The 26,530-nt window shown below is 64.4% G+C and carries 22 protein-coding genes; 15 read left to right on the top strand and 7 right to left on the bottom strand.

Translation table 11 applies throughout. The features are described from left to right. The first annotated feature begins 29 nt into the window (after positions 1-29). Positions 30-965 carry an AEC family transporter gene (locus tag AC1RWL_RS19505; RefSeq protein WP_493096288.1) on the top strand — a complete coding sequence of 312 codons (936 nt, stop codon included), beginning with the start codon at positions 30-32 and terminating at the stop codon, positions 963-965. Here the strand turns inward: AC1RWL_RS19505 and AC1RWL_RS19500 are convergent. Continuing rightward, complete coding sequence (locus tag AC1RWL_RS19500) at positions 947-2,599, bottom strand: acyl-CoA dehydrogenase family protein (RefSeq protein ID WP_439617087.1); 1,653 nt, start codon at positions 2,597-2,599, stop codon at positions 947-949. The genes AC1RWL_RS19505 and AC1RWL_RS19500 overlap by 19 nt on opposite strands. Before the next feature lie 171 nt (positions 2,600-2,770). On the opposite strand from AC1RWL_RS19500, the gene AC1RWL_RS19495 reads away from it, so the two are divergent. From AC1RWL_RS19495 to dprA, 4 genes are all read left to right on the top strand, one after another. Continuing rightward, positions 2,771-3,712 carry an aspartate carbamoyltransferase catalytic subunit gene (locus tag AC1RWL_RS19495; RefSeq protein WP_435265339.1) on the top strand — a complete coding sequence of 314 codons (942 nt, stop codon included), beginning with the start codon at positions 2,771-2,773 and terminating at the stop codon, positions 3,710-3,712. After that, positions 3,709-5,001: a dihydroorotase gene (locus AC1RWL_RS19490; RefSeq protein WP_493096289.1), complete on the top strand. Its 1,293-nt coding sequence runs from the start codon at positions 3,709-3,711 to the stop codon at positions 4,999-5,001. The genes AC1RWL_RS19495 and AC1RWL_RS19490 overlap by 4 nt, the downstream gene beginning before the upstream one ends. Before the next feature lie 87 nt (positions 5,002-5,088). Then, entirely contained in the window at positions 5,089-5,694 is a 606-nt protein-coding gene (plsY, locus tag AC1RWL_RS19485) for a glycerol-3-phosphate 1-O-acyltransferase PlsY (RefSeq protein WP_439617126.1), read from the top strand. Positions 5,695-5,696: 2 nt separating this feature from the next. Beyond that, on the top strand, positions 5,697-6,848 hold the full coding sequence (dprA, locus tag AC1RWL_RS19480) for a DNA-processing protein DprA (RefSeq protein WP_493096290.1): 1,152 nt from the start codon (positions 5,697-5,699) through the stop codon (positions 6,846-6,848). Here the strand turns inward: dprA and AC1RWL_RS19475 are convergent. Beyond that, positions 6,780-7,034, bottom strand: a complete 255-nt coding sequence (locus AC1RWL_RS19475) for a hypothetical protein (protein ID WP_256119028.1) — start codon at positions 7,032-7,034, stop codon at positions 6,780-6,782. The genes dprA and AC1RWL_RS19475 overlap by 69 nt on opposite strands. Before the next feature lie 260 nt (positions 7,035-7,294). Between AC1RWL_RS19475 and topA the strand changes: the two genes are divergently transcribed. From topA to rpmG, 6 genes are all read left to right on the top strand, one after another. Beyond that, the gene (topA, locus tag AC1RWL_RS19470; RefSeq protein ID WP_493096291.1) at positions 7,295-9,967 is read left to right on the top strand and encodes a type I DNA topoisomerase; all 2,673 of its coding nucleotides are present in this window, start codon (positions 7,295-7,297) and stop codon (positions 9,965-9,967) included. A 4-nt stretch (positions 9,968-9,971) separates the two neighbouring features. Then, on the top strand, positions 9,972-12,326 hold the full coding sequence (gene rnr / locus AC1RWL_RS19465; RefSeq protein ID WP_493096292.1) for a ribonuclease R: 2,355 nt from the start codon (positions 9,972-9,974) through the stop codon (positions 12,324-12,326). Between the two features lie 34 nt (positions 12,327-12,360). Continuing rightward, positions 12,361-12,828: a DUF983 domain-containing protein gene (locus AC1RWL_RS19460; protein ID WP_439617081.1), complete on the top strand. Its 468-nt coding sequence runs from the start codon at positions 12,361-12,363 to the stop codon at positions 12,826-12,828. Beyond that, a complete protein-coding gene (locus AC1RWL_RS19455; protein WP_493096293.1) occupies positions 12,825-13,487 on the top strand; it encodes an NUDIX hydrolase in 663 nt (220 codons plus the stop codon). The genes AC1RWL_RS19460 and AC1RWL_RS19455 overlap by 4 nt, the downstream gene beginning before the upstream one ends. Positions 13,488-13,500: 13 nt before the next feature. Further along, positions 13,501-14,685, top strand: coding sequence for an MFS transporter (locus tag AC1RWL_RS19450; protein ID WP_256119023.1), 1,185 nt, complete (start codon positions 13,501-13,503; stop codon positions 14,683-14,685). Between the two features lie 93 nt (positions 14,686-14,778). Beyond that, complete coding sequence (gene rpmG, locus AC1RWL_RS19445) at positions 14,779-14,946, top strand: 50S ribosomal protein L33 (RefSeq protein ID WP_023512792.1); 168 nt, start codon at positions 14,779-14,781, stop codon at positions 14,944-14,946. 687 nt (positions 14,947-15,633) lie between these two features. Here the strand turns inward: rpmG and AC1RWL_RS19440 are convergent. Both AC1RWL_RS19440 and AC1RWL_RS19435 read right to left on the bottom strand, forming a co-directional pair. Then, positions 15,634-17,001, bottom strand: a complete 1,368-nt coding sequence (locus AC1RWL_RS19440) for a PleD family two-component system response regulator (RefSeq protein ID WP_493096294.1) — start codon at positions 16,999-17,001, stop codon at positions 15,634-15,636. A 16-nt stretch (positions 17,002-17,017) separates the two neighbouring features. After that, complete coding sequence (locus AC1RWL_RS19435; RefSeq protein ID WP_010065708.1) at positions 17,018-17,389, bottom strand: response regulator; 372 nt, start codon at positions 17,387-17,389, stop codon at positions 17,018-17,020. A 141-nt stretch (positions 17,390-17,530) separates the two neighbouring features. Here AC1RWL_RS19435 and AC1RWL_RS19430 point away from each other — a divergent pair, with 141 nt between their 5' ends. The 3 genes from AC1RWL_RS19430 to AC1RWL_RS19420 all read left to right on the top strand — a co-directional run bounded on the left by AC1RWL_RS19430 (position 17,531) and on the right by AC1RWL_RS19420 (position 20,746). Beyond that, positions 17,531-17,830, top strand: coding sequence for a DUF3572 domain-containing protein (locus AC1RWL_RS19430; RefSeq protein WP_439617078.1), 300 nt, complete (start codon positions 17,531-17,533; stop codon positions 17,828-17,830). A 125-nt stretch (positions 17,831-17,955) separates the two neighbouring features. Further along, a complete protein-coding gene (locus AC1RWL_RS19425) occupies positions 17,956-19,302 on the top strand; it encodes a DNA polymerase IV (protein ID WP_493096295.1) in 1,347 nt (448 codons plus the stop codon). Positions 19,303-19,432: 130 nt separating this feature from the next. After that, positions 19,433-20,746 (top strand): L,D-transpeptidase family protein, encoded by a 1,314-nt coding sequence (locus AC1RWL_RS19420; protein WP_493096296.1) that lies wholly within the window; start codon positions 19,433-19,435, stop codon positions 20,744-20,746. Positions 20,747-20,803: 57 nt separating this feature from the next. On the opposite strand, the gene AC1RWL_RS19415 is transcribed toward AC1RWL_RS19420, so the two are convergent. Both AC1RWL_RS19415 and AC1RWL_RS19410 read right to left on the bottom strand, forming a co-directional pair. Continuing rightward, complete coding sequence (locus tag AC1RWL_RS19415) at positions 20,804-21,733, bottom strand: tetratricopeptide repeat protein (protein ID WP_493158448.1); 930 nt, start codon at positions 21,731-21,733, stop codon at positions 20,804-20,806. Positions 21,734-21,871: 138 nt separating this feature from the next. Then, positions 21,872-22,444: a TetR/AcrR family transcriptional regulator gene (locus tag AC1RWL_RS19410; RefSeq protein WP_493096385.1), complete on the bottom strand. Its 573-nt coding sequence runs from the start codon at positions 22,442-22,444 to the stop codon at positions 21,872-21,874. A 174-nt stretch (positions 22,445-22,618) separates the two neighbouring features. Here AC1RWL_RS19410 and AC1RWL_RS19405 point away from each other — a divergent pair, with 174 nt between their 5' ends. Then, entirely contained in the window at positions 22,619-23,017 is a 399-nt protein-coding gene (locus tag AC1RWL_RS19405; RefSeq protein WP_493096298.1) for a RidA family protein, read from the top strand. Here AC1RWL_RS19405 and dnaE read toward each other — a convergent pair whose 3' ends face one another. Further along, on the bottom strand, positions 23,018-26,512 hold the full coding sequence (dnaE, locus tag AC1RWL_RS19400; RefSeq protein WP_493096299.1) for a DNA polymerase III subunit alpha: 3,495 nt from the start codon (positions 26,510-26,512) through the stop codon (positions 23,018-23,020). Between the last annotated feature and the right edge of the window lie 18 nt (positions 26,513-26,530).

Here is a 26,530-nt window from a genome sequence, read left to right as displayed (position 1 = left end):
GGAGATCATTCCTCTGCCGATCCGGTTCCATGCTCCCCATCTTCGAAAGCATCCTCCCCGTCTTCCTGCTCGTCGTGCTGGGAACGCTGCTCAAGCGCTGGCGGTTGATCGACCGCGACATGTGGAACGGGCTCGAACAGCTCGGCTTCTTCGTGCTGTTCCCCTGCCTGCTGTTCACGACACTCGCCAATGCGGAGTTTTCCGGTATCGCCGCCGGAAGCGTGGCGCTCGGCTCCATCGGCTCGGTGACGCTCATCGCCCTGCTTCTGGCCATTTGCTGGCCGCTCTTTCGCGCGGCGAATGTCTCGGGGCCGGCCTATACCTCGATCTTCCAGACCTCGACGCGCTGGAATGCCTTCATCGCATTGGCGATTGCCGAAAAGCTCTACGGCCCGCAGAGCCTTGCGCTCGTCGCGCTGGTGGCGACGCTGATCATCATCCCGATCAATTTCTACAATATCGGCATTCTCGTCTGGTTTGGCGGCGGCACGCGCAGCCTCAAAACCTTCCTGCACAAGATCGTGACCAATCCCATGATCATCGGCTCCGTGCTCGGCGTCGCCGTTAATCTCGCGGGAATCCGGATCTACGACCCGCTGATGCAGGCGGCCGAACAGGTCGCGGACGCCTCCCTCAGCCTCGGCCTTATCATGGTCGGCGCCGGGCTGAAGCTCGCCGATGCGCTGAGACCGCGCCCGCTGGCAATGTTACCGGTTGTGCTGAAGCTGATCTTCATGCCGCTGGTGATGACGGGGGCCGCCTATGCGCTCGGCATGCGTGGCGAGCCGCTGTTGACGATCGCCATGGGCGCCAGCGTGCCCACCGCGATGAACGGCTATGTGCTGGCCAAGCAGATGGGTGGCGACGCGCCGCTCTACGCCGCCGTCGCGACGCTTCAGACGATCGCGTCGTTCTTCACCATTCCGATGGTGCTGGCGGCAACGGCCTATCTCGCCGGCGGATAGAGCAGGTCGACGATGTAAGCCGAATCGAAGCGCGAATCGAGCATGCCGTAGGTCGAGCGCCAGCCGGAAGCGAGGCGCGTTTCCAAGAAGGCATCGGCGATGCGGCCGGCACCGGCGCGGTAGAGTTCGGCCGCCGCCGAGGCAAGCGCCAACTGCTCGACGAGCATGCGGGCGGCCCCCTCGTCGCGCTCGCAGAGCGACAATGCCGCGCGCAGCACGTCCACCGTCTTCTTGCCGGCCGAACCGAGGTCGCGGGCGAGCCCGGCGAAGAGCATTTCGAACAGGTCCCTGCCCCGGCCGATGACGCGCATCAGGTCGAGCGCCATCACATTGCCCGAGCCTTCCCAGATCGCGTTGACCGGCGCCTCGCGGTAGTGCCGGGCGATCGGGCGCTCCTCGACGTAGCCGCTGCCGCCGATGCATTCCATCGCCTCGTAGATCAGCGCGGGCGCGATCTTGCAGCACCAGTATTTCGTCACCGGCGTCATGATGCGGGCGTAAGCGGCGTCTTCCGCACTGTCGCGCGCCTTGTCGAAGGCTTCGGCGAGGCGCAGCGAAAGCGCGGTCGCGGCGGCGACATCGAGCGCCATGTCGGCGAGCACGCGCGTCATGATCGGCTGGGCGACGAGCGGCTTGCCGAAGGCATTGCGGCCGCGGGTGTGGTGCACGGCCTCGGCGAGCGAGGCGCGCATGATGCCGGAGGAGGCCAGCGCGCAATCGAGCCGCGTCAACGTCACCATGTCGAGGATGGTGCGGATGCCGGCATCGGGCGTGCCGAGCAGGAAGCCAAAGGTTTCGGAGAACTCGACCTCGGAGGAGGCATTCGAGCGGTTGCCGATCTTGTTCTTCAGGCGCTGGAAGCGCAGCCCGTTGGTCGAACCGTCCTCAAGCAGGCGCGGCACGAGGAAGCAGCCGACGCCCTCGCGGGTCTGCGCCAGCATCACGAAACCGTCGCTCATCGGCGCGGACATGAACCACTTGTGGCCGGTGAGCCGGTAGATGCCCTCGCCGAGGCGTTCGGCGGTCGAGGTGTTGGCGCGCACATCCGTGCCGCCCTGCTTTTCCGTCATGCCCATGCCGATGGTGACGGCGGTCTTCTGCATGGCGGGCTTGTTGGTCGAATCGTATTTCCGCGACAGGATCTTTCGACCCCATTCGCGCTGCACCTGCGGCGAGGTGGAGAGGGCGGCGACCGACGCGCTGGTCATGGTCAGCGGGCAGAGATGGCCGCATTCGAGCTGGGCCGTCAGATAGAAGCGCACGGCACGCGCCCGGTGCGCCCTGCCCTGCTCGTCCGGCACGTTCTCCCACAGCGAGGAATGCAGGCCGGTCGCCATGGAGCGGCGCATCAGGGCGTGCCAGGCCGGGTGGAAATCGACGACATCGAGGCGCTCGCCGCGCGGCCCGTGCGTGCGCAGTTGCGGCGGGCTCTCGTTCGCCATGCGCGCGAGTTCCTGGGCTTCCGGCGAGGTCACATAGCGGCCGATCGTGTCGAACTCGTCGCGCAAGCCCTTCGGCATCGCGTCCGTGGCGTCGACCAAAAGCGGGTCGGAACGATAGGCGTTGATGCCCGACCAGAGCGGCGGCTGGTTGAGATCGGCGAATTTCTGTTCGGTGCGGGTGTCGCGAGTCATGAGCGGGTTCTAGCCCAAGTCGCGGCGGGGCGAAACGGGGCGTTATGGCCTGTGGCACCTCGACGCTCACAAAAGCGTGGGAATGCATGACGGCCGCCCCTCTCAGCCTTGCCGCGGCGGAACCGACACTCTATAGACCCCGCGTATCCACGACAGTTGAGGCGGAGTTTTATGGACTTCTTTCCGCATCGCCACCTTCTCGGCATCAAGGGTTTGACTGAGCAGGACATCACCCTGCTGCTCGACCGCGCCGACGAGGCGGTCAAAATCTCCCGGCAGCGGGAGAAGAAAACGTCGACGCTGCGCGGCCTGACGCAGATCAACCTGTTCTTCGAAGCCTCCACGCGCACGCAATCCTCCTTCGAGCTCGCCGGAAAACGCCTCGGCGCCGACGTGATGAACATGTCCGTCGGCAATTCATCGGTGAAAAAAGGCGAAACGCTGATCGACACGGCGATGACGCTGAACGCCATGCACCCGGACGTGCTGGTGGTGCGCCACTCGTCGGCCGGTGCCGCCGCCCTTCTCGCGCAAAAAGTATCCTGCGCGGTGGTCAATGCCGGCGACGGCCAGCACGAGCACCCAACACAGGCGCTGCTCGACGCGCTGACGATTCGCCGTGCGAAAGGCAAGCTTTCGCGTATCATCGTGGCGATCTGCGGCGACGTGCTGCATTCGCGTGTCGCCCGGTCGAACATCCTGCTGCTCAACGCCATGGGGGCGCGCGTGCGCGTCGTTGCCCCCGCCACGCTGCTGCCTTCGGGCATCGCCGACATGGGCGCCGAGGTCTACCACTCCATGGCGGAAGGCCTGAAGGATGCCGACGTCGTGATGATGCTGCGCCTGCAGCGCGAGCGCATGTCCGGCGCCTTCGTGCCGTCGGTGCGGGAATATTTCCACTATTACGGCCTTGATGCGGAAAAGCTGAAGGCGGCGAAGGATGATGCGCTCGTCATGCATCCCGGCCCGATGAACCGCGGCGTCGAGATCGCCTCGGAGATTGCCGACGGACCGCAGAGCGTCATCGAGCAGCAGGTCGAGATGGGCGTCGCCGTGCGCATGGCCGTGATGGAAACGCTTCTTCTTTCGCAGAACCAGGGACCCCGCGCATGAGCCGCACGACCGTCCTCAAGAACGTCCGCATCCTGGACCCCTCGCGCAACGTCGATGAAAACGGCTCGATCGTCATCGTCAACGGCAAGATTGCCGGGATCGGCAGCGGCGCGCAGAACCAGGGCGCGCCGGAAGGTGCCGAGATCGTCGACGGCAAGGGCCTGATCGCCGCTCCCGGCCTCGTCGATGCCCGCGTTTTCGTCGGCGAACCCGGCGGCGAACACCGCGAGACGATCGAATCCGCTTCGCGCGCGGCGGCGGCCGGCGGTGTGACGACCTTCATCACCATGCCCGACACAGACCCGGTGATCGACGATATCGCGCTGGTCGAGTTCGTGCTGAAGAACGCCCGCGACAAGGCGATCGTCAACATCCACCCGGCCGCTGCCCTCACCAAGGGACTGAAAGGCGAGGAGATGACCGAGTTCGGCCTGCTCCAGGCCGCCGGCGCCGTCGCCTTCACCAATGGCCGCAACCCGATGCACAATGCGCAGGTGCTGCGCCGTGCCATGACCTATGCCCGTGAATTCGGCGGCGTGATCGCGCTCGAAACCCGCGACAAGTATCTCGGCGCCGGCGGCGTGATGAACGAGGGGCTGCTGGCAAGCTGGCTCGGCCTTTCGGGAAGCCCGCGCGAGGCGGAACTGATCCCGCTCGAACGGGACCTGCGCATCGCCGGCCTCACCCGCGGCGCCTACCATGCCGCGCAGATTTCGGTGCCGGAATCGGCGGAAGCCGTGAAGATCGCCCGCGAGCGCGGCGCGAACGTCACCTGCGGCATCTCGATCAACCACCTGACGCTGAACGAGAACGACATCGGCGAATACCGCACGTTCTTCAAGCTCTCGCCGCCATTGCGCGGCGAGGACGACCGCAAGGCCATGGTCGATGCGCTCGCCCGGGGCGAGGTCGACATCATCGTCTCCGCGCACGACCCGCAGGACGTCGACACCAAGCGCCTGCCCTTTGCCGATGCCGCGGACGGCGCGATCGGGCTCGAAACCATGCTAGCGGCGGCGCTGCGGCTGCATCACAGCGGCGAAGTCCCGCTGATGCGCCTCATCGATGCGCTCTCCACGCGCCCGGCAAAAATCTTCGGCCTCGATGCCGGTACGCTGGCGCCGGGGGCACGCGCCGATATCGTGCTGATCGACCCGGACGAGCCCTGGCTTGCCACCAAGGACACCTTCGTCTCGCGCTCGAAGAACACGCCTTTCGAAGATGCCCGCTTTACGGGACGCGCGGTTAGCACCTATGTTGCCGGCAAACGGGTGCATTCGCTGGCTTAGGCGTTTGCCCCCTTCGCCCGCCGGAAGGGACAATTCCGGCGGCGGCATATCAAGGCATGGTTTCGGGGGAAAACTGACGTGTCCGACATCTTTACCTGGCAGCTCGGCGCCCTGCCGACGCTTGCCGCGCTCGCCTTCGGCTATCTTCTCGGCTCCATTCCGTTTGGCCTGATCCTCACCCGCATGGCGGGGCTGGGCGACGTGCGCCAGATCGGCTCCGGCAATATCGGCGCGACCAACGTTTTACGCACCGGCAACAAGAAGCTCGCCGCCGCGACCCTGCTGCTCGACGCGCTGAAGGGCACGGCCGCGGCCGCCATCGCCTCGCGCTGGGGGCTCGACGCCGGTATCGCCGCGGGCTTTGCCGCCTTCCTCGGCCATCTCTTTCCCGTCTGGCTCGGCTTCAAGGGCGGCAAGGGTGTGGCGACCTATGTTGGCGTGCTGCTCGGTCTCGTGCCGGTCATGCTTGCCGTCTTCGCCGCGGTGTGGATCGGCCTAGCCTATCTCACCCGCTATTCTTCGCTTTCAGCCCTAGTTGCAACTGCCGTATCTCCGGTTGTATTGTGGTTTCTCGGTCACGAGAAGGTGGCGCTGCTCTTTCTCGTGCTCACCATCATCACATGGTGGAAACACCGGGCCAATATCAGCCGCCTGATGAGCGGCACCGAAAGCAAGATCGGCAGCAAGGGATAGCCATGCACGACCGCAGCGCAAGGACACGGGGAATTGCGCTGACGGAAAGACAGAGGATCGCCTGGTTGCGCCTTATCCGCAGCGACAATGTCGGGCCGGTCACCTTTCGCGAACTCATCAACCATTTCGGCAGCGCCGAGACCGCGCTGGACATGCTGCCGGAACTCTCCCGCCGCGGCGGTGCGTCGCGCGTGATCCGCGTCGCAAGCCAGTCCGAGGCGGAGCGCGAGCTGGACCTCGCCGAGCGGCATGGCGCCACCTTCGTCGGCATCGGCGAGCCGGATTATCCGCCGCTGCTGCGCCAGATCGTCGGCGCCCCGCCGCTTCTTGCCGTCAAGGGCAACCTGAACGTCGCGTCGGCACCGGCCGTCGGCATCGTCGGCGCACGCAACGCCTCGATTTCCGGCATGAAGTTCGCCGGCCTGCTGGCGCGTGAGATCGGCCGGGCCGGCTATTCCATCGTCTCGGGTCTTGCGCGCGGCATCGATACCGCCGCCCATTGCGCCAGCCTCGACACCGGCACGATCGCCGCCATGGCCGGCGGGCTCGACAAGCCCTACCCGCCGGAAAATATCGGCCTGCTCGGCGAAATGACCAATGGGCAGGGCCTTGCCATCAGCGAAATGCCCTTCGGCTGGGAGCCCCGCGCACGCGACTTCCCGCGCCGCAACCGGTTGATCGCCGGCATGGCGCTCGGGCTGGTGGTGGTGGAGGCGGCGGTGCGCTCCGGCTCGCTGATCACCGCGCGCAACGCCGCGGATTTCGGCCGGCTGGTCTTTGCGGTGCCGGGCTCGCCGCTCGACATGCGCTGCGAGGGCACGAACGGCCTGCTGAAGGACGGCGCGACCATCACCACCACGGCCGACGACGTGCTGGAAAGCCTGCGGCCCCTCTCGGAGCCCGACCTCTTCACCCCGCGACCGCATGCCGGCGAGCCGCCGGAGGACACACCACCGGCACTTCGCCTGCCGCCAAGCGACGGCGAGCGCGAGCGGATCGCCGAAGCGCTGAGCCAGGTGCCGGCCGAGATCGACGAGGTCATCCGCCATACCGGCATCGCGGCGGCGACCGTCTACCTCGTGCTCCTAGAACTTGACCTTGCCGGCCGGCTTCAGCGGCATGGCAATGGCGGGGTCTCGCTGACCCCGGAGTGACAGCGGCCGTATGCCGGCCAGGATGTCCCCCGCCTCCACATAGGCCATCTCGATGAAATAGCGCAGCATATCCGCGCCTTCATTGTTCGCGACGGTCCGTAACTCGGCCAGCATCTGGCGGGTGTAAGCGATGTTCTCCTCTGCCGTGTGAGGTGGGAGAGCGGGCTTTGAAGGTTTCGAGTTCATGGCTTATCCGTTGTGCCAATGATTCAGAATCACCGTTAGGTTGTAATTCCTATGCCTAGGAAACGATACAACGATTATTTATAATTGCAAGAATTGATTGATCGCGCATCGGTTGTATCGCGTTGCATCCCACTTATTTCACCCCTACCTCTTGACCGGAACGCTTTGTCTGTTCATGTCGAGACACGACTTTCCGGCGCATTGCGCCCGTTTCGCCGGCACCCAACCGCGCGGCACCCGGTACTCAGAGAAAAATGACGATGAATGTTGTAGTTGTGGAATCGCCTGCCAAAGCCAAGACGATCAACAAGTATCTCGGCCCCGGTTACACCGTGCTCGCCTCCTTTGGCCATGTGCGCGACCTGCCGGCCAAGGACGGCTCCGTGCGTCCGGACGAAGACTTCGAGATGACCTGGGAAGTGGACAGCGCTTCCGCCAAGCGTATGAAAGACATCGCCGATGCGGTGAAATCCTCCGACGGCCTCATTCTCGCGACCGACCCGGATCGCGAGGGTGAAGCGATCTCCTGGCACGTTCTCGACGTCTTGAAGAAGAAGCGCGTCCTCGGCGACAAGCCGGTGCAGCGCGTCGTCTTCAACGCCATCACCAAGTCGGCCGTGCTCGAAGCCATGCGCAACCCGCGCGATATCGACATCGCGCTGGTGGATGCCTATCTCGCCCGCCGTGCGCTCGACTATCTCGTGGGCTTCAACCTGTCGCCGGTGCTGTGGCGCAAGCTGCCGGGCGCACGCTCGGCCGGCCGCGTGCAGTCGGTGGCGCTGCGCCTCGTCTGCGATCGGGAATCCGAGATCGAACGTTTCGTCTCGGAAGAATACTGGAACCTCTCCGCCCTGCTGAAGACGCCGCGCGGCGACGAGTTCGAGGCCCGCCTCTCCTCGGCCGAGGGCAAGCGCCTCCAGGCTAAATCCATCAACAATGGCGAAGAGGCGAACCGCCTCAAGGCGCTGCTCGAAGGCGCGACCTACCGGGTCGAGAGCGTCGAAGCCAAGCCGATGAAGCGCAACCCTTCGCCGCCGTTTACGACCTCTACCCTGCAGCAGGCCGCCTCCTCGAAGCTCGGCTTCTCCGCATCGCGCACCATGCAGGTCGCCCAGAAGCTCTATGAAGGCATCGATATCGGCGGCGAGACCGTCGGTCTCATTACCTATATGCGTACCGACGGCGTGCAGATGGCGCCCGAGGCGATCGATGCCGCGCGCCAGGCGGTGGCAGAACAGTTTGGCGCGCGCTACGTGCCGGATAAGCCCCGCCTCTACTCCACCAAGGCGAAGAATGCCCAGGAAGCCCACGAGGCGATCCGCCCGACCTCCTTCGACCGCACGCCGGATCAGGTGAAGCGTTATCTCGATCCGGACCAGCTCCGGCTCTACGATCTCGTCTGGAAGCGCGGCATCGCCAGCCAGATGGCATCCGCCGAAATCGAGCGCACGACGGTCGAGATCGAGGCGGACAATGGCGGCCGCAAGGCCGGCCTGCGCGCCACCGGCTCGGTCATCCGCTTCGACGGCTTCATCGCCGCCTATACCGACCAGAAGGAAGACGGCGAGCAGTCGGACGACGGTGACGACGACGGCCGCCTGCCGGAGATCAACGCCCAGGAGGCGGTCGCCAAGCAGAAGGTGAACGCCACCCAGCACTTCACCGAGCCGCCGCCGCGCTACTCCGAAGCCTCGCTCATCAAGAAGATGGAAGAGCTTGGCATCGGCCGCCCGTCCACCTACGCCGCGACGCTCGCGACGCTGCGCGACCGCGAATATATCCTCATCGACAAGCGCAAGCTGATTCCGGAAACCAAGGGCCGCCTCGTCACAGCCTTCCTGGAAAGCTTTTTCACGCGCTATGTCGAATATGACTTCACCGCGGATCTCGAAGAAAAGCTCGACAAGATCTCGGCCGGCGAACTCGACTGGAAGCAGGTTCTTCGCGATTTCTGGAAGGACTTCTTCGCCCAGATCGAGGACACGAAGGAACTGCGCGTCACCAACGTGCTCGATGCGCTGAACGAGGAGCTGGCACCGCTGGTCTTCCCGAAGCGCGAGGACGGCAGCGATCCGCGCATCTGCCAGGTCTGCGGCACGGGAAAACTCTCATTGAAGCTCGGCAAGTTCGGCGCCTTCGTCGGCTGCTCGAACTATCCGGAATGCAACTTCACCCGCCAGCTTTCCGCCGACAACGGTTCCGATGCGGAGGCGAGTGCCTCCAACGAGCCGCAGAGCCTCGGCAAGGACCCGCATACGGGCGAGGAAATCACCCTGCGCTCCGGCCGCTTCGGCCCCTATGTGCAGCGTGGCGACGGCAAGGAGGCGAAGCGGTCGAGCCTGCCCAAGGGCTGGACGCCGGCAAGCATCGACCACGAGAAAGCGCTCGCACTCCTCTCGCTGCCGCGCGATATCGGCCAGCATCCGGAAACCGGCAAGATGATTTCCGCCGGCATCGGCCGCTACGGGCCGTTCCTGCTGCATGATGGCGGCTACGCCAATCTCGAAACCGTCGAGGACGTGTTCTCGGTCGGCCTCAACCGCGCCGTCACCGTCATCGCCGACAAGGCGTCGAAGGGTCCGGGCGGTCGCTCGCGCGGCACGCCGGCGGCGCTGAAGACGCTCGGCGACCATCCGGATGGCGGTCCCATCACCGTGCGGGATGGCAAATACGGCCCCTATGTCAACTGGGGCAAGGTCAATGCCACCCTGCCGAAGGGCAAGGCGGCCGACAGCGTGACCATGGAGGAAGCGCTGGTGCTGATCGCCGAAAAGGCTGGCAAGACGCCCGTCAAGGGCGGCAAGGCCAAGGCGACGAAGGCAGCGAAATCCGACGACGCCAAGGCGGCAAAGCCGAAGGCTAAGGCGAAACCCAAAACCGCAGCCAGCAAGACCGCGGCCAGCAAGACCGCAGCCAAGGCGAAGAAGGCCTGACGACATGACGAGGGAACCACGCAGCCCGGCAGGACAATCCAAGCGGCCCGGCCGCGCGGGTCGTGACGTGCCGCCGACGGACAATATCCCAATCATCCACGGCGTCCTGCCGCCGCGCGACGTGCTGCTGCGCTTCATCGCGGAGAACCCCGAACAGGCCTCCAAGCGCGAGATCGCCAAGGCCTTCGGGCTGAAGGGTGAGACGCGCGTGGAGCTGAAGGCGCTGCTCAAATCCTTCGAGGAAGACGGGCTCCTGGAAAAGCGCCGCAAGTCCCTCGTGCGCCCCGGCGCGCTGCCGCCGGTCGCCGTGCTCGACATCACCACGCGCGACGTGGACGGCGAGTTGATCGGCCGCCCCGCGGAATGGCTGGACGATGCGGGCGTGGCGCCTGCCGTGGCGATCCGCCAGTCCACCGTCGGAAGCAAGGGCAAGGCGCCCGTCGCCGGCCTCGGCGACCGCGTGCTCGCCAAGATCTTCCCGGCGAAGGAACGCGGCGGGCCGGCCTATACGGCGCGCATCATCAAGGTGCTCGACAAGCGCAAGAATTCCGGCATGGGCGTGTTCCGCGCCGCGCAAGCGGGCAGCGGCGGGCGCATCATGCCGATCGATCGCCGCGGCGAGGAAATGGAAGTCGACGCCGAGTTCACGGCGGGCGCCAAGGACGGCGACCTCGTGGAGATCGATGTCGTGCGCATGGGACGCTTCGGCCTGGCGAAGGCGCAGATCAAGAGCGTCGTCGGCTCGGTCGCGTCCGAAAAGGCGATCTCGATGATCGCCATCCACGCCCACGGCATTCCGCATGTCTTTCCCGATGCCGTGATCCGCGAGGCGGAGGACGCCGGTGCGGCCACCATGTCGCACCGCGAGGACTGGCGCAGCCTCCCCCTCATCACCATCGACCCGCATGACGCCAAGGACCATGACGACGCGGTCTATGCCGAGCCGGATACCTCTCCCGACAATCCGGGCGGCGTGATCGTCACCGTCGCCATCGCCGATGTCAGCTATTACGTCCGGCCGAAATCCGCGCTCGACCGTGAAGCGCAGAAGCGCGGCAACTCGGTCTATTTCCCGGACCGCGTCGTGCCGATGCTGCCGGAGCGCATCTCCAACGATCTCTGCTCGCTGAAGGAAGGCGTCGACCGTCCTGCGCTTGCCGTGCGCATGGTCTTCTCGCATGAAGGCCGCAAGGCGAGCCACACCTTCCACCGCATCATGATGAAGAGTGCGGCGAAACTCTCCTACCAGCAGGCGCAGGCGGCCATCGACGGCGCGCCGGACGACAAGACCGGACCGATCCTCGACACCATCCTGAAGCCGCTCTGGGAAGCCTACCGCATCATGACGGTCGGGCGGAACCGCCGCCAGCCGCTCGAACTCGACATGCCCGAGCGCAAGATCCTGCTGAAGCCGGATGGCACGGTGGACCGTGTCCATGTGCCGCCGCGGCTCGATGCGCACAAGCTCATCGAAGAGATGATGATCCAGGCGAATGTCGCGGCCGCCGAGACGCTGGAGAAGAAGAAGCAGGTCCTGATCTACCGCGTGCACGACGCGCCCTCGCTTGCCAAGCAGGAGGTGCTGCGCGAGTTCCTGCAGACGCTCGACATCTCGCTCGTCAAGGGCGGCAGCATGCGCTCCAACCATTTCAACGGCGTGCTTGCCAAGGCCCAGGACAAGCCGTTCCAGCAGATGGTCAACGAGATGGTGCTGCGCTCGCAGAGCCAGGCGATCTACAGCCCGGAAAATATCGGCCATTTCGGCCTGAACCTGATGAAATACGCCCATTTCACCTCGCCGATCCGCCGCTATGCGGACCTGATCGTGCATCGGGCGCTGGTGGGCTCGCTCGGGCTTGGCGAAGGCGGCATCACGCCGGACGAGGAAGCGGTGCTCGACGACATCGCGGCGGAAATCTCGACCTTCGAGCGCCGCGCCATGGCGGCCGAGCGCGACACGGTCGACCGGCTGATCGCCCATCACCTTGCCGGCCGTATCGGCGAGGAATTCGACGGCCGCGTCTCGGGTGTCACCAAGGCGGGACTATTTGTCACCCTGCCGGAGTATGGCGCCGACGGCTTCGTGCCTATATCTTTGCTGGGACGCGATTACTTTATCTACGACGAGGCCCATCAGGCGCTGTCCGGCGAAAAAACTGGGCTTGGCTACCGCCTCGGGGATATGGTGCGCGTGAGGCTCGCGGAAGCGGTGCCGCTTGCCGGTTCGCTCCGGTTCGACATGTTGAGCGAGGGACGCAAGATGCCGACGGCAGTGCGCTCCTTCCACAAGTCGGGCCGGCGCAAGGGCAGCGAACCGCGGCGCCAGCCGGGCACCCGCCCTCCCCGCGGGAGACGCTAGGCCGGTGAAGACCGCCGGCAGGAAGGACTAGACCATGCAGGCGAACGAGACCAGCAGCACGCTGCAATTCGGCGACACCGCGAGCACCGCACCGGCGGAGCGCCCGCTCGGCCGCGCCATCAAGCGCGGCATGCTGAACCGCTGCCCGGCCTGCGGCACCGGCCGCCTCTTCCGCTCGTTCCTGAAGCCGGTCGACAACTGTGCGGCCTGCGGCGAGGACTATACCCACCAGCGCGCCGACGACCTGCCGCCCTATCTCGTCATCACCATCGTCGGCCATATCGTCGTCGGCGGCTATATGATGACCGACCTCGTCTGGCCGCTCTCCACCTGGCAGCATCTCGCCATCTGGACACCGATCACCCTCATCCTGGCGCTTCTCATGATGCAGCCCATCAAGGGCGGCACGATCGGCCTGCAATGGGCGCTGAAGATGCACGGCTTCAACGACAAGCCCGTCGAGGCGGAGGCCGCTCCAGCCTATGGCGACCGGACGGCATGACATCTGTCCGGCCTGTCGATGCAGCCTCGATCCTGCTTCTCGACCGGTCGGGGGCCGGCGTGCGCGTGCTCGTCGGCCGACGCAGCAGCAAACATGTCTTCATGCCCGACGTCTACGTCTTCCCCGGCGGCCGGCGCGACGCCGGCGATCGCCTGGTCTCCATCGCCAACCCGCTGAACCCGCTTGCCAACGAGCGGCTCGCGCTGAAGGCCGGCACGCGCTGTTCCAATTCGCGGCTGCGCGCGCTCGGCGTGGCGGCGGTCCGCGAACTCTACGAAGAGGCCGGCATTCCAGTCGGCGCACCGCTCGCCGAGCCTGCGGAAGGCGTGCTTCCCTTCCGGCCCGACCTTTCCCATCTGCGCTTCCTCGCCCGCGCCATCACGCCCGCCGGCATGGTGCGGCGCTTCGACACACGCTTCTTCACGCTCTTTGCCGACGAGGCGGGCGTCGATCCGGCGGGCGCCAAGGCCAGCCATGAGCTGGAAGACCTGCGCTGGGTAGATATTTTTGACCACAAGGGCATCGACATGCCCGACATAACCGTATTGATCCTTGAAGAGCTGAAAAAAAGCATTCAGGAAGACAAGTCTCTGCCCTTCGGAAGGCCCGCGCCGCTGTTCTACGCCCAGCGCGGGCGTCACCTACGGGATATTCTTTGAGGATCGATCGCATATGACGCAGCCGCAATCCGGCACCTCCGGCCCGGTGGAGAGCATCCACTGGAGGTCTCTCATTGCAGCCGTCGCCGCCATTTCCGCAGTCGGCATCGCCATCGGCCTCGGCCTGCCGCTACTGTCCATCATCATGGAAAAGCGCGGCATCTCGTCCACGATGATCGGCATCAACTCCGCCATGGCCGGTGTCGCCGCCATGGCCGCAGCGCCCTTCACCACACGGCTTGCCCATGCCTGGGGCACGTCGACGACGATGCTGCTTGCCATCCTGCTTTCCGCCATCAGCGGCCTCGGCTTCTACTACATCGAGAATTTCTGGCTGTGGTTCCCGCTGCGCCTGGTCTTCCACGGCGCGATCACCACGCTCTTCATCCTCTCGGAATTCTGGATCAACGCCGCGGCCCCGCCCCGCCGGCGCGGCCTGGTGCTCGGCATCTACGCGACCGTGCTGTCGCTCGGCTTCGCCACCGGCCCCCTGCTCTTCTCCATCCTCGGCAGCGACGGCGTGCTGCCGTTTGCAGTCGGCGCGGCGATCATCCTGCTTGCGGCGATCCCGATCTACATCGCCCGCGCCGAAAGCCCGATCATCGACGAGAAGCCGGAACTGCATTTCATGCGCTACGTGCTGCTCGTGCCGACGGCGACGGCCGCGGTCTTCATTTTTGGCGCGGTCGAAGTGGGCGGCCTTTCGCTCTTTCCCATCTACGCCACCCGGGCCGGCTTCAGCGAGCCGCAGGCGGCCCTGCTGCTCACCGTCATGGGCATCGGTAACATGGCGTTCCAGATCCCGCTCGGCATGCTCTCCGACCGCATGAAGGACCGCAGGAGCCTCCTGACGATCATGGCCGTCATCGGCCTCGTCGGCGCGCTCTCGCTGCCGCTGGTGTCGCAGAACTGGGTGCTGATGGCCGTGGTGCTGCTGGTGTGGGGCGGCTGCGTCGCCGGCCTCTATACGGTCGGCCTCAGCCATCTCGGCTCGCGACTCGTCGGTGCGGACCTCGCGGCCGCCAATGCCGCCTTCATCTTCTGTTATGCGGTCGGCACGGTGGTGGGTCCGCAGGCGATTGGCGCGGCGATGGACGTCTCCGGCAATGACGGTTTTGCCTGGGCGATCGTGTCCTTCTTCGGCTTTTACCTGGTACTTTCACTGGCCCGGATCGTTTTCCGACCGAAACGGGCTTGACTTTTCGGGCGCGATTTGTAGTTTCCGCCCAGATTTAAGCCGTGGAGCAGACTGGCTGTCCGCGGCTTCGTTTTTCATAAAGGCAGGACGACCATGGCCAAGGCTACCACCATCAAGATCAAGCTGCTGTCGACGGCCGACACCGGTTTCTTCTACGTAACGACGAAGAACAGCCGTACGATGACGGACAAGATGACCAAGACGAAGTACGACCCGGTCGTGAAAAAGCACGTCGAATTCAAGGAAACCAAGATCAAGTAATCTTGGCAACCCTTTTGGTTCGCAAAGGCGCTGGGCGGAAACGTCCGGCGCCTTTCCTTTTGGGCCGGGTCGCTGCAAGCTATCTGGAGATTCGCGAATCAAAAACGCCGCTCCCTTGACGGGAGCGGCGCTGAACGGGGGTCGGCCAGATACGACGACGGCACGAGGATTCCGTTTGTGTCGTAACCAGCCGACCGACCCCACGACCCAGGAGATGCGGCGGACCTAGCATCATGGGGTAACCGGTTGTGCGGGCTTGTTTGCCGCCCATGAGTTGAACATCGCGCGAAAAAGAAAAAAAATCAACGAATTCTTAACGCTCCCCTCGCCGCTCCTTGTCTCATAGTTAACCGCGGCGCCGACGCTTGTCTCATTGGGTTCCAGTTACGTTATGGATCACAACAACGGCGGGTCCACGTTACGTCAACCATAGCGCGAACCACCCACAACCCTGATAAAATGCCGCGAAGCCACACGGTTAGATTGCAGCAAGCACAACCCGTTGATAAGGCTGACCAAAAATAAATAGTAGGATTTATAGCGAAAATTCGCCGCAGGCATGAGCCGCAGGGGTCCGAAATCCGTCTTCCGGCTGCCTTCGGAAACCGCCCGGACTTCAAGGCAAATGGCCGGAGTGCAATCTGGCCTGTGGACAACCTATCGCCAGATGCCGGCGAACCACCCGAATCAGGCGGCGGCAGCCACGACGCGATTCCGTCCGGAGCGTTTGGCCTCGTAGAGCGCGGCATCGGCGCGCTTCAGCAATGTTTCCGGGCTATCGCCCGACGGCAGCGCGGAAGCAAGGCCGAGCGAGGCGGTGATCGGCAGAAAGACATCCGTGCCGGGAATGCGGAAGGGCTCGCGCTCGACGATCGTGCGAAGGCGTTCCGCCACGCCCGCCGCCATCTCGGCCGACGTGTCGGGCATCACCAAAACGAACTCCTCGCCGCCGTATCGGCAGGCAAGATCGGCGCCGCGCACGGCGGAGCGCACGCGGTTGGCGAATTCGCGCAGCACGGCATCGCCGGCATCGTGGCCATAGGTATCGTTGACGAGCTTGAAGCGGTCGATATCGGTGATGCAGACCGAAAGCGGGCGGCCGCGCGCCGTGGCGCGGTCGATCAACAGCTTCATGTGGTTGTCGAGGTAGCGGCGGTTGTGCAGGCCCGTGAGGCCGTCCGTCACGGCCAGCTCGATCGTCTGGCGCACACTAGCGCGCAGGCGGTCGTTGCAGCGCTTGCGGCGGATCTGGGTGAGGCTGCGGGCGATCAGCTCGTTCGGGTCGATCGGCCGCATCAGGTAGTCCGTCACGCCGAGATCGAGCGCGCGCACGATCAGGTCGTCATGGCCCTGCTCGGCGATCAGCAGGAGCGGCAGGAAGCGCGTGCGCTCCAGCGAGCGAAGCTGCGAGCAAAGGCGCAGCGGATCGTAGTCGTCGAAATTGGCGTTGACGATCACCAGTTCGTAATTGCTCTCGGCCGCCTGGAAGAGCGCCGCCTGCGGATCGGACGTGCAGGTGACATCGGCGATCGGTTTCAGCGCACGCGAAATGCGCTCCTGCGAGCTCGCGCGGCTGTCGACGAGCAGCACATCGCCTGCCTCGTCGCCCATGACGTTGTACAGCCCCTCCTCCATGGAGATGGCGCGGGCGGTCGCCGCGCGCATGCGCAGCTCGTCCGTCAGCGTCTTCAGCCGCACCAGGCTCTTCACCCGCGACATGAGCTGGAGGTCGTTGACCGGCTTGGTCAGGAAATCGTCGGCGCCGGCCTTCAGGCCGCGCACGCGGTCCGACGGCTGGTCGAGTGCCGTCACCATGACGACCGGGATATGCGACGTGCGCGGATTGGCCTTCAGCCGCTCGCAGACCTCGAAACCGTCGATGCCGGGCATCATGATGTCGAGCAGGATGAGATCGACCTGCGTGCGCTCGCAGATCGACAGCGCTTCGTAACCGTTGTCGGCCGTCAGCACGTCGAAATATTCCGCGAGCAGCCGCGCTTCGAGCAGCTTCACGTTGGCCGGAATGTCATCGACGACGAGGATGCGTGCTGTCATGGCCCTGGTCTCTACCTCATGCGTCGCCGAGATAGGTCTTGATGGTTTCGATGAATTTCGGAACGGAGATGGGTTTCGAGACGTAAGCCTCGCAGCCGCCCTGCCGGATGCGCTCCTCGTCGCCCTTCATCGCGAAGGCGGTAACGGCGATCACGGGGATGACATGCAGCTCGTCGTCCTCCTTCAGCCACTTGGTGACTTCGAGGCCAGAAACCTCCGGAAGCTGGATGTCCATCAGGATCAGGTCCGGGCGGTATTTGCGCGCGAGATCAAGGGCTTCCATGCCATTCCTGGTCTGGATGGTGGTGTAGCCGGACGCCTCGATGAGGTCCCGGAAGAGCTTCATGTTCAGCTCGTTGTCCTCGACAATCATCACTTGCTTGGGCATTGTGCGTCCCTGTTCCTCTCACCGGCCTTGCAACCCTCCGGAAGATCGATAAGTTGCGGCAAAGCCGAAATCACCCAGCCTGACCGTTGCCACGTTAGCGGCACTTGGTTGATTAAAAGGTAAATTTCCCAAGGGAAAACGATGAAAAGCCAAAAAGATACACCCGCGACGGCGGAGGCGGAAGCAACCGCTGTCGCCATCCTCGGCTGGATCGCCGGCGAGCCGGAATTGCTCTCGCGTTTCCTCGCGCTGACTGGCGTCGCGCCCACGGAAGTGCGCAACGCCATCAACGATCCCGGCTTTCTCGCCGGCCTCGTCGATTTCCTGATGGGACACGAGCCGACGCTGCTCGACTTCAGCGCGGCGACGGGCATCACGCCGGAGACGGTCGTGCGCGCCCACGCGATCCTCTCCGGACCATATGGCGACACCGATTTCTGAGGGAATAAACCGGGTGTGCGACACCGCGCGTCCAGCCTGTGCGTCGTCATGCTTTCAGCCCCGGTTCCTCTTGAGACTCGCCAACTTACGCAGTAATGTCGCGATGTTCAACATTTGTTCCATTCATGAGCACCGCCGCACAGCGTTTTCCGGGCTTCTGTCGTGACTGCCTTTCCGGGCAGCCGGCCGATCTGCGCCGTTGCCGCGCCTGCGGCAGCCCCCGTCTCGTCTATCATGACGAACTTTACGACCTGACGCTCGCCCATATCGACTGCGACGCCTTCTATGCCTCGATCGAGAAACGCGACAATCCGGAGCTTGCCGACAAGCCGGTGATCATCGGCGGCGGCAAACGCGGCGTCGTCTCGACCGCCTGCTACGTCGCGCGCATCCACGGCGTGCGATCGGCCATGCCGATGTTCAAGGCGCTGGAGGCCTGCCCGAACGCCGTCGTCATCAGCCCCAACATGGAGAAATATGTGCGGGTCGGGCGCGAGGTGCGCACCATGATGCAGGAGCTGACGCCACTCGTGCAGCCGCTTTCCATCGACGAGGCCTTCCTGGAATTGCGCGGCACGGAGCGCCTGCACCACGATCCGCCGGCCCGGGTGCTCGCGCGCTTTGCCGAGCGCGTCGAGAAGGAGATCGGCATCACCATCTCGATCGGCCTCTCCTACTGCAAGTTCCTCGCCAAGGTCGCCTCGGACATGCGCAAGCCGCGCGGCTTTTCCGTCATCGGCGAGGCAGAGGCGCTCGACTTCCTGCGGGACAAGTCCGTGCGCCTGATCTGGGGCGTCGGCAAGGCCTTTGCCGAGACGCTGGAGCGCGACGGCATCCGCACCGTCGGCCAGCTCCAGACAATGGAGGAAACCGACCTGATGCGCCGCTATGGCGTCATGGGCAAGCGCCTCTTCAATCTGTCGCGCGGACAGGACGACCGCGAGGTTCATCCGAACGACGCCGCCAAGAGCGTTTCGGCCGAGACCACCTTCTTCGACGACATTGCGGGTTATGACGAACTCGTCACGCATCTGCGCCGCCTGAGCGAGAAGGTCGCCTCGCGGCTCCGGAAATCCGGCATTGCCGGCTATACGGTCGTGCTCAAACTGAAGACCGCCGATTTCAAGGGCCGCACGCGCAACCGCAAGCTCGAAGACCCGACCATGCTCGCCGACCGGATTTTCCGCACGGGCCTCGACTTGCTGCGCAAGGAAGTGGACGGCACGAAGTACCGGCTGATCGGCATCGGCGTCACCGAGCTTGCCGATCCCGGCCGCGCGGACCCGCCGGATCTCGTCGATCCCGCCGCCAGCCGCCGTGCTGCGGCGGAAGCCGCGATGAACACGCTGCGCGACAAGTTCGGCAAGGCGAGCGTCGAAACCGGCTATACGTTCGGCAAATCCGGCCCCGAACGCTTTCACGAAAAGTTGACCTTCAAATCCGCCGCGAAAACCGACACCCCCACCGAATAAATCCCGAAGAACCAGCGTTCTGCATTGCATCGGGTTGGCACAGATCGGGGGATCGCCAGCTGCATCAAGCCTTCTTTAAACTGGATGCACTAAGCTCCCCTTCGGTTTGTATTGCGTACGGATGGGTTACATGAAGTTTCGCCTCGCTACTGGCATGAGCATATTGGGCCTGATGCTGAGCTGCGCCACGGCGCTCGGCGGAACGCTCGAAGGTCCCCTCCAGATCATGGTGTCGAAGGACCTGCAGGAACTGAAGATCTATGATGGCGGCGTGATCGTCGCCACATCGCGCGTCTCCACCGGCAAGGCCGGCCATTCGACGCCGACCGGCATCTTCTCCATCCTGGAAAAGAAGCGCACGCACTTTTCCAACCTCTATGACAGCGCGCCGATGCCCTTCATGCAGCGGCTGACCTGGTCCGGCATCGCGCTGCACGCCTCCAACAGCGTGCCCTCCTACCCCGCCTCGCATGGCTGCGTGCGCCTGCCGAACGATTTCGCCAAGACGCTGTTCAGCGTCACGCGGCGCGGCGGCCATGTGTTGATCACCGACCGCGAGATCGCCCCGCAGCGCATCGTGCATGCCACACTCTTCAAGCCCGTCGTCGTCGTGCCGGATACGCCGCTCCTGTCGGAAGCAGGCCTACGCCCGTCGCTCATCGAGGCCGGCAACAAGAGCGTCGAGGTGGCGATGACCGATCCGAAGCCGGAGATCGTCACGCCCATCGTGCAGAAGACCGAGCAGGACCCGATCCGCATCCTCGTCACGCGGCGCGGCGAGCGTGAAATGCTGGTGGATCTCCAGCGGCTGCTGACCTCGCTCGGCTACGACGCCGGCATTCCGGACGGCCTGCACGGCAAGCAGACCGTCACCGCCATCCGCGCCTTCCAGCTCGCTGAGGGCCTGACGGAAGACGGCGTGATCTCGCCGGAGCTGGTCGCCGCCGTCTACGCCAAGGCCGGCAAGGGCACGCCGCCGAACGGCCAGATCCTCGTGCGCCAGAAATTCAAGCCGCTGATCGAGGAGCCGATCACCATCCGCAATCCGGAAATCGCGCTCGGCACCCATTTCCTCATCGCCCGCGAGGTCGATGCCGACAAGGGCAAGGCGGAATGGTACGGCGTGAGCATGGACAACCAGCTCCCGCAGGGCACGCTGAAACGCCTTGGCATCACCACCGAGGTCGACGCTGCCGCGCCTGACGCGCTGACGAAAACCCTTGACCGCCTCGACATTCCGGAAGACATGCGCAACCGCATTTCCGGCCTGATGGGCGAAGGCGCTTCGCTGTCGATCTCCGACACGGGCCTCGGCCCCGAAACCGGCGACGGCACGGACTTCATCACGGTCACCCGCAAGGTGCAGAAGGCGGATGCCTCGATCGTGCAGGGCGGCAAGAAGAAGAAAAAGAAGAAGGTCTCGTCGGTCACCGTCGTCAACTAACCCGCGACGCCTGCCACCGCGTAGGGCCACCGGGAACCGGTGGCTCTTTTCGGGCGATTATTCGCCGAGGCGCTTCAACAGTTCCTCATAATCGCCTTCGGCCGTCGCCAGCCACGCTGTGTCGCCAGCGGCGCGCAGGCGCTCGATCCTGCTTTGCATGAAGGATTTGGCATCGTCCATGCGGCCGAGTTCGTAGGCGAGCACGCCGCGCTGGAACAGCATGTCCTGTATGGTTTCGAGGTCGTCCTCGGCCTCTGCGATCTCCAGGACGCGGATGAGGTATGGCTCCGCCTCCTGCTTGCGGCCCATGGCATGCAGATTTTGCGCGAGGTTCGTGAGCACGGTTTTCAGCTTCGGATGGCTCTTGCCGAAAAGCCGCTCGCCGCGCGACAGCACATCCTTGTTGAGTGCCAGCGCTTCCTCGTAGCGCGTCGCCTCGTGCAATTGGAAGGCCCGCTTCTCCCGCACGCCGGCGCGCTGATCATCGCTATATCCGGGGTAGACGTCGGCAAGCAGTGCCGCCTTGCCATATTGCTCGGCGGAAAGCGCGTGGCTGGCGCTGTTGCCGGGAATTGTCGCATAGGCGCCCAGCAGTTCCGCATGAACATAGCGGTCCATCAGCCGCCGGCCAAGCGGACGATCATCACCCTCGCTCAAGGTTGCCAGTTCCTCCAGGGCCGCAATGCCGTCTTCATAGCCGAGAAGCGCCGAGCGTACCGTGACGCGGCCCATCATGGAGAGGATCTCCCGCCGCTCATCGAGAAGCTCCCGCTTTTCACCGACATAGCTGCGGAGCGCCTTCAGTTCGGCCATGGCATCCGTGCCGCTGAACTGGACCTCTTCATCGTCGAGCCGACTGCTCATCAAGGCAACCCGTTCGCGCAGCTGGGCATCATCGGTCGGCGCGCCCAGCGCCTCGATGGTGATGGTGGTGCGATCGGCCATGGCGATGGACGGGAGGCCGGCGACGGCGAACAGGCAGCACAAGACAGCAGTTCGTAATCGCATCCGTTTCCCCGGCTGCCTGTTCGTCGGCAACAGGTCAGGAATTTGTGGCCCGGACCCCGAAGGTCAAGGGTGGGCCTGCCGCTTCCACGCCCGTAAACAAAAATTTCACAAACGTCGTCAGGCCGGCCGGGCGAGAAGGCCCGTCGCGAGAGCCTTGAACGCTTCGACCGCTTTGGGAAGCACCGCCTTCGGCTCGTCGCTCGCCGCGATCCAAAGCGCAGCGTTGAACGCCATGCTGCTGAGGAGACGGGCGGCGGCCTCGCCGTTCACGGGCTTGAGCATGCCCTCCCCGATCAGCTTTTCCACTTTCGCCTGCGTGACTTGCAGGCATTCGCTCTGGCTCGGCCACTGCGAGGGATCTCCCAGCACGGCGGGCCCGTCGAGTAGCACGATGCGCTGCACCTCGGGATCGAGCGCCATCTCGATATAGGCCGCCCCTTCCGCAAGCAGGCCACCCCAATCGTCTCCCGTGCGCTCCCCGATCTCCTTGGCGCGCATCGCCATGTCGGAATCGATCTGATGGACGACCGCGGCCAAAAGCCCGCGCTTGTCTCCGAAAATGTTGTAGAGAGCGCCCCGCGTCAGCCCGACATCGGCGGTCAATTCGTCCATGGAGGCGGCGGAATAGCCCTTCTTGCCGAAGGCACGGCGCGCGGCACCGATCAGCTTGACGCGGTTTTCCTCCATCATCTCGATGCGCCGATTCACGATTTCATCCTTATTTTTGATATACGGACCGTATATGAACTTGACATCGGCGCCATGCGCGCCAAATTTCATATACGCAACGTATGCGAAATTACAGCGGCTGTGAAGCGACACTGCTCTGCCCAGCCGCCCTCACAAAGAGAAAGAGAGACCGAAGTGACCCAACGCGAAGCAATTTATCCGGCTGGCCGGCACGCCCTCTATGACGAACATGAATATTCGGCGGCCATCAAATCCGGCGATCTCCTGTTCGTTTCCGGACAGGTCGGCAGCCGGGCAGACGGCACGCCCGAACCCGATTTCGCACAGCAAGTGCGCCTTGCCTTCGAAAACCTCAAGGCCACGCTGGCGGCAGCGGGCGCCACGCTTGACGACATCGTCGACGTGACGTCGTTCCACACGGATCCCGAAAAGCAGTTCGATACGATCCTGGCCATCAAGCACGAGGTCTTCAACACGAAGCCCTACCCGAACTGGACCGCCATCGGCGTCAACTGGCTTGCCGGTTTCGACTTCGAGATCAAGGTCATCGCCCGCATCCCGACGGCGAAATAACTAGACCAGCTCCACATCCAGCACGCCCGGTGCGGAGCGCATGGCGGCAGCGATTTCGGGGGAGATGCGGAAACGCTCGTTGAGCTCGACCTCGATTTCGCGCTGGCCATTGTCCTTGATGACGATGAACGAGACCAGGCCGTCGCCCTTGGTGTTCAAGTGGGCGGCGATGGAGCGCAGCGGGCCGGAATCGCGCACATAGACGCGCAGCGCCTTCTGGGTCTGAAGCGATTCTTCCTCCAGCGAGCGCAGCGTCTGGATGCGCAGGCCGATGCCTTCCGGACGTTCTTCTGCCTGCACGGTCATCACCAGCGATTTGCCGGCCTCCAGCAGGTCGCGGTACTGGTTCAGCATTTCCGAAAACAGCACCGCCTCGAACTGGCCGGACGAATCGGAGAAGGCGACGATGCCCATCTTGTTGCCGGTGCGGGTCTTGCGCTCCTGCTTGGAGGTCACCGTGCCGGCAAGGCGGCCGGCGGTGGCGCCGCGTTTCACGGCGATGGCGAAGTCGGCAAAGGTCTGCACCCGCATCTTGGACAGGATTGGCGCATAGGTGTCGAGCGGGTGGGCCGACAGGAAGAAGCCGAGCACCTGGAACTCGCGGTGCAGCTTTTCGGAGGCAAGCCACGGCGTGTAGGACGGCAGCGTGATCACCTCCGGCCCGGTCGCAGCCCCCATGCCGAAAATGTCGCCCTGCCCGCTGTTCTTGTCCTCCTGCGCGCGCTGCGCGTAGCCAAGCATGCGGTCGAGGCCGGCGACCATGGCGGCGCGGTCATGGCCGAAACAATCGAAGGCGCCGGCGACGATCAGGCTTTCGAAGACGCGGCGGTTGACGAATTTCGGATCGATGCGCAGGCAGAAGTCTTCCAGGCTTGCAAACGGCTTGTCGCCGCGCACCTGCACGATGTGCTGCACAGCCGCCTCGCCCACGCCCTTGATGGCCGCGAGCGCATAGTAGATGCGGTTCTCGCCGGTCTCGAAATGGGCAAACGAGGTCTGCACCGACGGCGGAATGACCGCGATCGCCAGACGTCCCGCATCCTGGCGGAAATCGTTCAGCTTGTCCGTGTTGGACATATCGTAGGTCATCGACGCGGCCAAAAACTCGACCGGGTAATGCGCCTTCAGATAGGCCGTCTGGTAGGAAACGATGGCGTAGGCGGCGGCGTGCGACTTGTTGAAGCCGTAGTTGGCGAACTTGGCCAAGAGGTCGAAGATCAGGTCGGACTGCGGCTTCGACACGCCGTTCTTCACGGCGCCGTCGACGAAGCGGGCGCGCTGCTTGTCCATCTCCTCCTTGATCTTCTTGCCCATGGCGCGGCGCAGAAGATCGGCTTCGCCGAGCGAATAGCCGGACAGGACCTGGGCGATCTGCATCACCTGTTCCTGGTAGACGATAACGCCCTGCGTCTCTTTCAGCAGATGGTCGATCATCGGATGAATCGACTCGATCTCCTCCTCGCCGTGTTTGCGGGCGTTGTAGACCGGGATATTCTCCATCGGGCCCGGGCGGTAGAGCGCCACGAGCGCGATGATGTCCTCGATGCAGTCGGGCCGCATGCCGATCAGCGCCTTGCGCATGCCGGCACTTTCCACCTGGAACACGCCGACCGTCTCGCCGCGCGACAGCATCTCGTAGGTCGGCTGGTCGTCGAGCGGCAGGCTTTCGAGCTTCACCTCGACATCGAGCTTGCGGATAAAATCGACCGCCGTCTTCAGGACGGTCAGCGTCTTCAGGCCGAGGAAGTCGAACTTGACGAGGCCGGCCTGTTCCACCCATTTCATGTTGAACTGGGTGACCGGCATGTCGGAGCGCGGGTCGCGGTACATCGGCACGAGCTGCGACAGCGGCCGGTCGCCGATCACGATGCCGGCGGCGTGCGTCGAGGCGTGGCGGTAGAGGCCCTCGATCTTCTGGGCGATGTCGAGCAGGCGCGCGACGACCGGCTCCTTCTCCGCCTCTTCCTGCAACTTCGGCTCCTCCTCGATCGCCTTGGAGAGCGGCGTCGGGTTGGCCGGGTTGTTCGGCACGAGCTTGCAGATCTTGTCGACCTGGCCGTAGGGCATTTCCAGCACGCGGCCGACGTCGCGTAGCGCCGCGCGCGCCTGTAGCGAACCGAAGGTGATGATCTGCGCCACCTGCTCGCGGCCGTATTTCTGCTGCACGTACCGTATCACCTCTTCACGGCGGTCCTGGCAGAAGTCGATGTCGAAGTCGGGCATCGAGACGCGTTCCGGGTTGAGGAAGCGTTCGAAGAGCAAGGAAAACCGCAGCGGATCGACGTCGGTGATCGTCAGCGCATAGGCGACGAGCGAACCAGCACCCGAGCCGCGGCCGGGTCCGACGGGAATGTTCTGCTGCTTGGCCCATTTGATGAAGTCGGCAACGATGAGGAAGTAGCCGGGAAACTTCATGCGCTCGATGACGCTGAGCTCGAAATCCAGCCGCTCGCGATAATCCTGCTCGGTATAACCGGGCGTCAGGCCGAGCAGCTCCATGCGGCTTTCGAGGCCTTCCACGGACTGGCGGCGCAATTCTGCCGATTCGGCGCGATCCGCCTCCTCCGGATCGTCCGTCGCGCCCGTGAAGCGCGGCAGGATGGGGCTGCACGTCTTCAACACGAAGGAGCAGCGCCGGGCGATCTCGACGGTGTTCTCCAGGGCCTCCGGCAGGTCGGCAAAGAGCTTTGCCATTTCCTTGCGGCTCTTCAGATAGTGGTCGGGCGACAGGCGGAAACGGTTGTCGTCCGAAACCATGGCATTGTGCGCCACCGCCATCAGCGCGTCATGCGCATCATAGTCATCGGGCGCCGGGAAGAACGGCTCGTTGGTCGCGACCAGCGGCACGTCTTCTGCATAGGCAAGCTCGACCATGCGGCGCTCGTGCTGCTTGTCGTAGCGCCCGTGGCGTTGCAGCTCGATATAGAGCCGGTCGCCGAAGACGCGTTTCAGCGCGTGAAGACGCGCGCGCCCCACCGCCGGCTGGCCGGCGAGGATGGCCATGTCGACCGGCCCGCCATGGGCGCCGGTGAGCGCGATCAGCCCGTCCATGCCCGCTTCCAGCCAGCTATAGGCGATGCGGATCGACTGGTTGCCCTCGCCGCCGAGATAGGCGCGGCTGACGATCTCGACGAGACGCGCATAACCGGCATCGGTGGCGGCAAGGAGCACGATCGACGGGAGCTTCACGAGCTGCGCCTGCCCGCCGCGCCGCTCGCCGTCGCCCTCGTCTTCCATGTCGATCGACAGCTGGCAGCCGATCAGCGGCTGGATGCCGTCGCCGATCGCCTTCTGCGAAAACTCCAGCGCCGCGAACAGGTTGTTCGTGTCGGTGATGGCGATCGCCGGCTGCTGGTCGGACGTCGCCTTGCCGATGATCTTCTTGATCGGCAAGGCGCCTTCGAGCAGCGAAAAGGCCGAATGCACGCGCAGATGCACGAATTGCGGCGTCTTCGCCACCGTGCCGCCATCCGTCTTCCGAGCTTCGTCCGCCATGCGTATCTTCCTTCCGGT

The organism is Shinella sp. GW821-FHT10F02, from assembly GCF_058809275.1.
The sequence above is the reverse complement of the archived record's forward strand: the minus strand, read 5'-3'. Positions and strand labels throughout refer to the sequence as shown.

Excerpts from the sequence above, each read along its gene's own strand:
- AC1RWL_RS19490 (WP_493096289.1), top strand. The coding sequence starts at position 3,709 with ATGAGCCGCACGACCGTCCTCAAGAACGTCCGCATCCTGGACCCCTCG.
- AC1RWL_RS19495 (WP_435265339.1), top strand. The coding sequence starts at position 2,771 with ATGGACTTCTTTCCGCATCGCCACCTTCTCGGCATCAAGGGTTTGACT.
- rnr (WP_493096292.1), top strand. The coding sequence starts at position 9,972 with ATGACGAGGGAACCACGCAGCCCGGCAGGACAATCCAAGCGGCCCGGC.
- AC1RWL_RS19430 (WP_439617078.1), top strand. The coding sequence starts at position 17,531 with ATGAAAAGCCAAAAAGATACACCCGCGACGGCGGAGGCGGAAGCAACC.
- AC1RWL_RS19505 (WP_493096288.1), top strand. The coding sequence starts at position 30 with ATGCTCCCCATCTTCGAAAGCATCCTCCCCGTCTTCCTGCTCGTCGTG.
- AC1RWL_RS19460 (WP_439617081.1), top strand. The coding sequence starts at position 12,361 with ATGCAGGCGAACGAGACCAGCAGCACGCTGCAATTCGGCGACACCGCG.
- AC1RWL_RS19440 (WP_493096294.1), bottom strand. The coding sequence starts at position 17,001 with ATGACAGCACGCATCCTCGTCGTCGATGACATTCCGGCCAACGTGAAG.
- dnaE (WP_493096299.1), bottom strand. The coding sequence starts at position 26,512 with ATGGCGGACGAAGCTCGGAAGACGGATGGCGGCACGGTGGCGAAGACG.
- AC1RWL_RS19435 (WP_010065708.1), bottom strand. The coding sequence starts at position 17,389 with ATGCCCAAGCAAGTGATGATTGTCGAGGACAACGAGCTGAACATGAAG.
- AC1RWL_RS19420 (WP_493096296.1), top strand. The coding sequence starts at position 19,433 with ATGAAGTTTCGCCTCGCTACTGGCATGAGCATATTGGGCCTGATGCTG.
- AC1RWL_RS19500 (WP_439617087.1), bottom strand. The coding sequence starts at position 2,599 with ATGACTCGCGACACCCGCACCGAACAGAAATTCGCCGATCTCAACCAG.
- rpmG (WP_023512792.1), top strand. The coding sequence starts at position 14,779 with ATGGCCAAGGCTACCACCATCAAGATCAAGCTGCTGTCGACGGCCGAC.
- dprA (WP_493096290.1), top strand. The coding sequence starts at position 5,697 with ATGCACGACCGCAGCGCAAGGACACGGGGAATTGCGCTGACGGAAAGA.
- AC1RWL_RS19410 (WP_493096385.1), bottom strand. The coding sequence starts at position 22,444 with ATGATGGAGGAAAACCGCGTCAAGCTGATCGGTGCCGCGCGCCGTGCC.
- AC1RWL_RS19475 (WP_256119028.1), bottom strand. The coding sequence starts at position 7,034 with ATGAACTCGAAACCTTCAAAGCCCGCTCTCCCACCTCACACGGCAGAG.
- topA (WP_493096291.1), top strand. The coding sequence starts at position 7,295 with ATGAATGTTGTAGTTGTGGAATCGCCTGCCAAAGCCAAGACGATCAAC.
- AC1RWL_RS19455 (WP_493096293.1), top strand. The coding sequence starts at position 12,825 with ATGACATCTGTCCGGCCTGTCGATGCAGCCTCGATCCTGCTTCTCGAC.
- AC1RWL_RS19450 (WP_256119023.1), top strand. The coding sequence starts at position 13,501 with ATGACGCAGCCGCAATCCGGCACCTCCGGCCCGGTGGAGAGCATCCAC.
- AC1RWL_RS19425 (WP_493096295.1), top strand. The coding sequence starts at position 17,956 with ATGAGCACCGCCGCACAGCGTTTTCCGGGCTTCTGTCGTGACTGCCTT.